This is a genomic window from Spirosoma migulaei, assembly GCF_054776855.1.
In genome coordinates this window covers 1-8,449 of sequence record NZ_BAAHBG010000047.1, presented here as the reverse complement: position 1 = coordinate 8,449, position 8,449 = coordinate 1, and the positions used below count along the sequence as shown (strand labels likewise).

Annotated in this window: 7 protein-coding genes; 6 read left to right on the top strand and 1 reads right to left on the bottom strand. The window is 47.3% G+C overall.

What is annotated here, in order from left to right; genetic code table 11:
• The first annotated feature begins 119 nt into the window (after positions 1-119).
• The 6 genes from ACYVGO_RS38085 (at position 120) to ACYVGO_RS38060 (ending at position 7,030) form a co-directional block, all read left to right on the top strand.
• Positions 120-848 (top strand): metallophosphoesterase family protein, encoded by a 729-nt coding sequence (locus tag ACYVGO_RS38085; protein ID WP_460974036.1) that lies wholly within the window; start codon positions 120-122, stop codon positions 846-848.
• A gap of 239 nt (positions 849-1,087) precedes the next feature.
• A complete protein-coding gene (locus tag ACYVGO_RS38080) occupies positions 1,088-1,519 on the top strand; it encodes a PH domain-containing protein (RefSeq protein ID WP_460974035.1) in 432 nt (143 codons plus the stop codon).
• Positions 1,520-1,700: 181 nt separating this feature from the next.
• Positions 1,701-3,596 (top strand): YgiQ family radical SAM protein, encoded by a 1,896-nt coding sequence (locus ACYVGO_RS38075; protein ID WP_460974034.1) that lies wholly within the window; start codon positions 1,701-1,703, stop codon positions 3,594-3,596.
• A gap of 243 nt (positions 3,597-3,839) precedes the next feature.
• Positions 3,840-5,561 (top strand): GMC oxidoreductase, encoded by a 1,722-nt coding sequence (locus tag ACYVGO_RS38070; RefSeq protein WP_460974033.1) that lies wholly within the window; start codon positions 3,840-3,842, stop codon positions 5,559-5,561.
• 82 nt (positions 5,562-5,643) lie between these two features.
• Positions 5,644-6,237, top strand: a complete 594-nt coding sequence (locus ACYVGO_RS38065) for a gluconate 2-dehydrogenase subunit 3 family protein (protein ID WP_460974032.1) — start codon at positions 5,644-5,646, stop codon at positions 6,235-6,237.
• Positions 6,238-6,301: 64 nt separating this feature from the next.
• Entirely contained in the window at positions 6,302-7,030 is a 729-nt protein-coding gene (locus ACYVGO_RS38060) for a 3-keto-disaccharide hydrolase (RefSeq protein WP_142774231.1), read from the top strand.
• 105 nt (positions 7,031-7,135) lie between these two features.
• Here the strand turns inward: ACYVGO_RS38060 and ACYVGO_RS38055 are convergent, their stop codons facing one another.
• Positions 7,136-8,185, bottom strand: coding sequence for an aldose epimerase family protein (locus tag ACYVGO_RS38055; protein ID WP_460974031.1), 1,050 nt, complete (start codon positions 8,183-8,185; stop codon positions 7,136-7,138).
• Positions 8,186-8,449 lie beyond the last annotated feature (264 nt).

Here is an 8,449-nt window from a genome sequence, read left to right as displayed (position 1 = left end):
TTGCCCTTGTTCAAGCGCCAAGCGTTTTTGTCCGCTCCGCATAGGCAGGCTGGTCGTTATTGAATATGTTCCTTAATTTCAGCCAATTTTGTTCTGCATTTACTGTGACTCCATAGTTGATGAAACTAGCTTTTATTGCAGATATTCACGCTAATGTTTGGGCTTTGCAGGCTGTGTTAGAGGATATTGAGAAGCATGGAATAGCTTTGATATATGACCTGGGTGATACGCTTTATGGGCCACTCGATCCGGTTGCCACATACAGGTTACTACAAGAGAAGCACGTGCAAAGCATAAGCGGGAACCAAGATCGATTTATTCTGGAAAATAAAACGTCAAATCCAACCTTTGACTACGTTATAAAGGAACTTTGGAGCACAAGTGCCTTGGAGTGGCTTGAATCATTGCCATCTACACGAGTAATTGAAGACGATATTATATTGTGTCATGGTACCCCAGATAATGATAGTGAGTATCTTATTGAAGATATAAAACCTGGACATGTTGCTGTAAAAGAGTCGTCTGATTTAGTTGAAAAGTTGAGGTACCACCCACAAAGATTAGTATTATGCGGACACAGCCATTTACCAAGAATTGTTAAAGCAGGTCAGAAGGTTATCGTCAATCCAGGAAGCGTTGGCTTACAGGCATATGAAGACGATTCTCCTATTTATCACAAAATGGAAAGTGGCAGCCCATTTGCACGCTATTGTATTGTTACGTTCGAGGGTGATTTAAAAACTATCGATTTAATTGCCGTTGACTATAATGTTGAAGCTGCTGCAAGATGTGCTGAAAAAAATAATCGGGCTGATTGGGCCAACCGCCTAAGAAATGGCTTTGTGTAGCATCATGGGCTTCTACGTCATAAGTATGTAGCAAAGGCCTTTCCTTAACCTGATGTAACTTACGCTTTTCAGTAGGTAAAGAGCTCCGTGTGAGCAGCTCATTGTGCGACAGATTGCCCGCCCCCTAAAGAAGTTTTTTAGCCCAGCCCAACAGGGTGTAAAAGCTGGCAATGACTTGTGCTTAGGTACATAGCGCCATCCACCATCAGCCCTGGGGTTGTTGACTGAACCTAGTCATAATGCATGCAATGATAACCTACAAATCGAAAGTTGGTCTTGAATTACTAATTCCACTGGTCATTATTCTGGGTGGAGTCGGGGTAGTAAATGCTTATAACGAAAACTGGCCAGGCTTGCTCATACTTGTATTGGTTGGGTCATTTATAACCCACTTATTTGCCACAACATATTACCAAATTGATGGGACTCGTTTACGGATCAAATCTGGCTTCCTTGTTAATAAGTCGTTGGATATTAACACAATTACAAAAATTACGGAAACCAATAATCCGTTAAGTTCACCGGCTACCTCAATGGATCGACTTGAACTTTCTTACAATAAGTTTGATAGTATACTTATTTCGCCGAGAGATAAAATTTGTTTTATTCAGGAGTTAAAACAGGTAAAGCCTGCCATTGAAGTTCGACTTAAGGATGGTAAGGTTTTATAACTCGACTTTCATAAGTTATTCTGTCTTCAATCGTACTCAATAGACTCTCCGGATGCCAGGTATCTGTGTTACCAACTGGTGGCCCCAATTGCAAACAAGTGAGAAACATGTGATTGATTCTCACCCCAATTGAATCATTCTGTAAATTCGGTGTTTTTTAGGAAGATTAGTTTACGTACTCATGATTGAAAGACCCCTTACAGATTGGTTGCCTCTGACGATGAAAGAAGTCGAAAAAAGAGGCTGGGATGAAGTGGATATTGTGCTTGTATCGGGGGATGCATACGTAGATCACCCAGCTTTTGGAACCGCTGTGATTGGCCGGATCATGGAAAGTGAAGGGTTTCGCGTAGCTATTATTGCCCAACCCAACTGGAAAGACGACCTGCGCGATTTTAAGAAATTCGGTAAGCCCAAATACTTCTTTGGTGTTACGGCAGGCTGTATGGATTCTATGGTGAACCACTATACGGCCAACAAACGCCTACGTTCCAACGACTCCTATACGCCCGGTGGTGAAGCGGGTTTCCGGCCCGATTATGCCACCATTGTTTATACCAAAATCCTGAAAGAACTTTTCCCGGATGTGCCGGTATTACTCGGTGGCATTGAGGCTTCATTGCGTCGGGTTACTCACTATGATTATTGGCAGGACCGGCTGATGCCGTCGATTCTGGTCGATGCTGGTGCCGATATGCTGGTGTATGGCATGGGTGAGCAACCTCTCCGCGAAATCCTGAAACTGGCTCGACAAGGCGTGCCTTTTTCGTCGATGCGGAACATCAATCAAGTGGCATTTATGCACGACGCCAGCACCGAATTGCGGGAGTACAATAACTGGAATTCAGTTGAATTGGCGAGCCATGAGGTATGTCTGGAGGATAAAATCAAATACGCGGCCAACTTCAAAATTGTTGAGGTTGAATCGAATAAGTGGCAGGCTAACCGAATTCTTCAACAAGTAGGTGATCAGATTCTGGTGATCAACCCGCCGTTCAAAACGATGGAGGAGGCCGAAATCGATAAGTCGTTCGATTTGCCCTACACCCGCCTTCCGCATCCGAAATATAAAAAACGGGGACCGATTCCGGCTTACGACATGATTAAGTTCTCGGTCAATATGCACCGGGGCTGTTTTGGTGGCTGTAGCTTCTGTACGATTTCGGCGCACCAGGGCAAATTCGTTGCTTCCCGCAGCGAACAGTCGGTACTGAAAGAGGTCGAGGAGATCACGAAGCATCCCGAGTTCAAGGGATACATATCAGACTTGGGTGGCCCTTCGGCCAACATGTACAAAATGAAGGGTAAAGATGAGTCGATTTGCGCCCGTTGCCAAAGCCCAAGTTGTATTCACCCGGTCATTTGCTCGAACCTCGACACCTCGCACAAGCCAATGACGGAATTGTATCGAAAAGTCGATGCCAATCCGAACATCAAAAAGGCCTTTGTGGGCTCGGGTGTGCGTTACGATTTGCTGGTCGATGATTTCAATAAAAACAACGCCGATGGCAACCACGACGAATACATGGAGCAGCTTGTCACGCGCCACGTATCGGGTCGGTTGAAGGTGGCTCCTGAACATACCTCCGATGATACGTTGCGGGTTATGCGGAAGCCATCGTTCAAGTACTTCAAATTATTTAAACAGAAGTACGACAAGATTCAAGAGAAGCATAACCTGAAGCAACCGCTGATTCCGTACTTTATTTCCTCACACCCTGGCTGCGAGGAACAGGATATGGCTAATCTGGCTGCCGAAACGAAAGACCTGGGCTTTCAGCTCGAACAGGTACAGGATTTTACGCCCACGCCCATGACCGTGGCCGAGGTTATCTATTATTCAGGTGTTCATCCTTACACGCTGAAGCCCGTCAAAACGGCTAAAACGCGGGAGGAAAAGAAAGCGCAAAACAACTACTTCTTCTGGTACAAGCCCGAATACAAAGACTGGATTCGGAATCGGCTGAACAAGCTGAAGCACCCGGATTTAGCCGATCGACTCCTGGGTAGCCCGAAGAAAGAAACTACGGGTGTACCGAAGTTTTCGGGGAATTATGCGGGTAAGAAAAAGCGGTAAGTTGAGTTAAAGCTTATCATCAATCCTTATTCGGGCGTCATGTACAAGCAACATGACGCCCAATTTTTTTTAGGCAAAGCCAATTTGACAGCGTTTTCGTTGAGAGGATTTTTTTTCGGGGCAGTCAATCCTGTTCATCCGAACGTCGGCCCGGCTGTAATCCTGTCAAAAATTAACTTGTTCCAAAATTCGTTTATATTCGTATCTGGCAGACATAATTGCCGCATTACCAACTATTCCTGTATGCCTAATCTAAATACCACCGTAAATAAAACACATACCTACGATGCCATAGTCATTGGTTCCGGCATCAGTGGGGGCTGGGCCGCCAAAGAACTGTGTGAAAAAGGGCTCAAAACGCTTGTGCTGGAGCGAGGTCGCCTGGTCAATCACATCGAGGATTACCCGACCATGAACCTCGACCATTGGGATTTTGAACACCGGGAAGCGCTGTCTCATGCCGATCAGCAAACGTATCATGTGCAGGCCCGAAGCGGCTTCGTTAACGAAACCAACAAGCATTTTTACAACAACGACCTCGACGCACCCTATACCGAAGTAAAACGCTTCGATTGGATTCGGGGCAACCAGGTAGGTGGCCGGTCGCTGCTCTGGGGAAAGCAGTGCTATCGCTGGAGTGATCTTGATTTTGAGGCCAATGCCAAAGACGGTATCGCCGTTGACTGGCCAATCCGTTACAAAGACATTGAGCCGTGGTACACGTATACCGAAAAATTTGTAGGTATTAGTGGTGAAAAACTCGGGCTTTCACATCTGCCAGACGGTTATTTCCTACCGCCAATGGAGTTGAACTGCCTGGAAAAACACGTTCGTACCGAACTGGAACGGAAGTTCAAAGGCCGTCACCTGACCATTGGCCGGGTTGCTCACCTGACCGAACCGAAACCCTGGCATCTTGAACTGGGACGGGCGCAGTGTCAGAACCGGAATCGTTGCTCGCGCGGTTGTCCGTACGGTGCCTATTTTAGCAGTAATTCGGCTACCTTGCCGGCCGCCAATCGAACCAATAATTTCACGATTCGGCCTAATTCGGTGGTTCATTCCATCATTTACGACGAGCAGAAGCAACGAGCCACGGGCGTTCGGGTAGTCGATACCGAAAGTAAGGAGATGGTTGAGTTTTACGCCAAAGTCATTTTCTGCAACGCATCGACGCTGGGCACCACCTCAATTCTGCTCAATTCGACCTCGAAGCGCTACCCGAACGGGTTAGGAAACGACAGTGGCGAACTAGGGCATAACCTGATGGATCACCACTACCGACTGGGCGCAATGGGTGGTTTCGATGGATTCGACGATCAGTATTACAAAGGCCGCCGTCCGAACGGGATTTTTATTCCCCGCTACCGAAACCTGGATGAGGCAACGCGTACCGACAAATTCATTCGGGGATACGATTACCAGGGCGCTGCCGGGCGTGGCAATTGGGGTGGCGGAGTGAATCGGGAAGGTATTGGTGCCGCTTTTAAAGATTCGCTCTTTGAGCCGGGAGGCTGGGGAATGTCGCTGGTAGGTTTTGGTGAGTGCCTGCCCTATCACGACAATCACGTTAAGCTCGATCAGGATAAGAAGGACAAGTGGGGGTTGCCTACGCTTTCCATTGACGCCGAGTTTAAGGAGAATGAGATGAACATGCGGGAGCAGATCAAAACCGATGCGGTTGAAATGCTCGAAGCGGCCGGACTAAAAAATGTGGCTTCGTTCGACTACTCGGGCGGTATTGGCGTGGGTGTTCACGAAATGGGCACTGCTCGTATGGGCCGCGATCCCAAAACATCGGTGCTCAACGGCAACAATCAGGTGCATGGAGTACCCAACCTGTTCGTTACCGATGGTGCCTGCATGACCTCCTCGTCCTGCATAAATCCATCAATTACGTACATGGCGCTTACCGCCCGTGCCGCCGACTTTGCCGTTAGCGAACTCAAGCGAATTAATATTTAATGAGTGAAAGGGCGAATGAGTGAAAGAGTGTTTGCTGCCTTTGCACTCGTTCGCCCTTTCATTCTTTCACTCATTTAAAACGATGCAACGCAGAGACGCACTCAAACATACCGCTTTGTTTTTTGGATATGCTGTTTCCATATCAGCACTTTCCGAAACATTTATAGCCTGTTCCAACGAAGCTACCCTTAGCTGGAAACCAGAATTCCTGACAAATAATCAGGCCAACACCATTGCCGAAATTACGGAGACGATTCTCCCCAAAACCCAAACGCCCGGCGCTAAAGAGCTTGGCGTTCCGCAGTTCGTGGATAAAATGCTGAAAGACCTGCTTTCTGAGGATGAACAGAAAGATTTTCTGGCTGGCCTGGCTACATTCGACAAGGCCTGCGAAGAATCAACTGGAAAGGCATTTGCGGACTGCACCGAAAAGCAACGTCAGGATTTCCTGCTTCAACAGGATAAGGAAGCCGCTAAATTACCCCCTTCGGTTTGGGGAATTCGACTGGCGGCACCTGGCCCAACCGCCTTTTTTCGTCGATTGAAGGAACTTACTTTATTGGGCTATTTTACGTCAGAAAAAGTAGGGAAAACCATATTGGGCTATGATCCAATTCCAGGTCATTATGTTGCCTGTATGCCACTTGCTGAGAATCAGAGGATATGGAATGAGTAAGATTAACCTTGAGGAGTTTTAGGCCGGGTCATGCCTTTATAAATAAATATTCATTCTGACATATATGTTTATCAAGCTTTCAACTCTTGCTTTGCTTGTCTGTCTGGTACGCTCAGGTTTACAGGCTCAGGAACTCAATACCTTAACTTCACAGGAAAAAAAGGACGGCTGGAAACTTCTGTTTAATGGGAAAAACGTGTCGGGTTGGCATAGTTATGGTACAAAAGCCGTTGGATCGGCCTGGCAAATCGATAATGGCGCGTTGCAGTTGAATGTGCCCAATCGGATTGGCAATAAGGCATCTAATGGTGGCGACCTGGTTACCGATGCTGTTATTACGGGTGACTTTGAGTTTAAAGCTGAGTGGAAAATTGAACGGTTTACTAATAGTGGTATTTTCTTCTTCGTACAGGAAGAGCCACCCTATAAAAATATATTTGACACTGGTTTAGAGGTGCAGGTGCTGGATGATGCCATTTATGAAGGCGCAGCTGAAAACAAGCACCGCGCAGGCGATTTGTTTAGTGTGGCTAGTGCGCGTGTTCGGGAGTTGCAGCCGGTTGGTGGCTGGAACAAAGTGCATTTCGTATATAAGAAAAATAAGCTAACGGTCACGTTAAATGGCTTTAGTATTCAGGAACACGATTTGAACAGTGCCGACTGGAAACAGCGCCTTGCCACGAGCAAACTGAAAGATGCCCCCATCAGTAAAGGACGTTACTCGGGCCGAATTGGCCTTCAGGACTGGGGTAGCACCGTTTGGTTCCGAAATATTAAACTAAGGCAATTGTAGGTTAGTGAGTAGGTGGAGTGAGTGGAGTAGGTGAAGTAAGTAAAACCGTTACACCCAATACACTTATTCTACCTACTGCACTCACTCCACTAATGACCAACTCCACTAATCCAGCCTTACCCAAATAGTGCCGGAAAGTGCCTCGCCGGGATTCAGTACGGCTAACCCCTGGCCATTGTTAAAGGCATCCACATTCGCAGTTAGGGGTTCAATGGCAATTCTGTCGCGCCGGGTGGGTGTGTAGCACACTAAATAATTAAGTTTTCCTTCGCCGGTTTGTTGCCCCACAATCAGCTTAACACCTGTACTGAGTGACGTTAATACGGTTTCGGCAAAGGATTCTGTGTCGGCTGGGCCGCTCGTTGGTTCAATCAGAAAGGCCGTATCCAGTTGCGTGTCGTGTAACTCGATCGTTCCCGCCATTTCGGCCGGAAGCTGCCCATTGGGAATCATATGTTCGTCGAGCGAAACGGGGATGCGGGTAGGAAGCGTTAAGGTCATTCCGCCGATCGACTCTTCGGAAGGCTCTATGTCTTCGGTAAATCTGAAATAGGGATGCCAGCCGAAAGCCGCCGGACAACGGGTGGTACCTGTGTTTTGGGCTTCGTAGCTAATGCGTAACGCACACATCCTGTCGGCCTGCGGATTGCTGCCATGTGCCAGTAGGTTCCCTTGTACTAACTCGTATGTGACTGTCAGCGCAAACGGGAAGGGATAACCGAAGGTATCTCCCGTGTAGTCGTAGCGTAACACCAACTGGGCGTGGGTTGACGTTGCTTCCTGACTCACAACCGAAAAGGGGCGTCCATGCACAAAGCCATGCAGCGCATTGTCGCGGTGGGTTTCATTCATTTTTAGAGCGTAATCCTGACCCTCAAAATGATAGATACCGTGTCGAATCCGGCTTGGGAAAGGGTAAAGCAAGGCGCTGGCATAACTTTCATCGGCCATTAAGGCCTGGGGTGAGTCGGGCCCTTGTATCAGCGCAAAAACATGGTTGCCTTTACGCAGTACTAACCGTCGGAGAATAGCGCCGAATTCGGGGATAACGGTAATGAACTCGCCCGTTTCTGTATGTTCGAGCAGGTATTCAGTAAGGGGAGTAGCACCAGTTGGTAGTGGCCCGAAGGGTTGGGTTGTGATCTGAAATGGCATACTATAAAGTTCGTAGGTCGGTACGTTAGTAATCCATTCCGGCCAATTATTGTTCAGTAAGGTTTATTAACGGGCCTTTTCGTAAACGTTTATTAACGCAGAGGCACAGAGAACACAGCGCCAACGAACCGACGTTGCAAGGTTTCTTAAAGCCTATTGGTACGAACAGTAGGTTTTAGAAACCTTGTGGAGTCAGATGCTTACATCCAGGTTAAACGCATTTAAATCTTGAGTAGCATCCTAATTAGGTATTGATCATCCCAT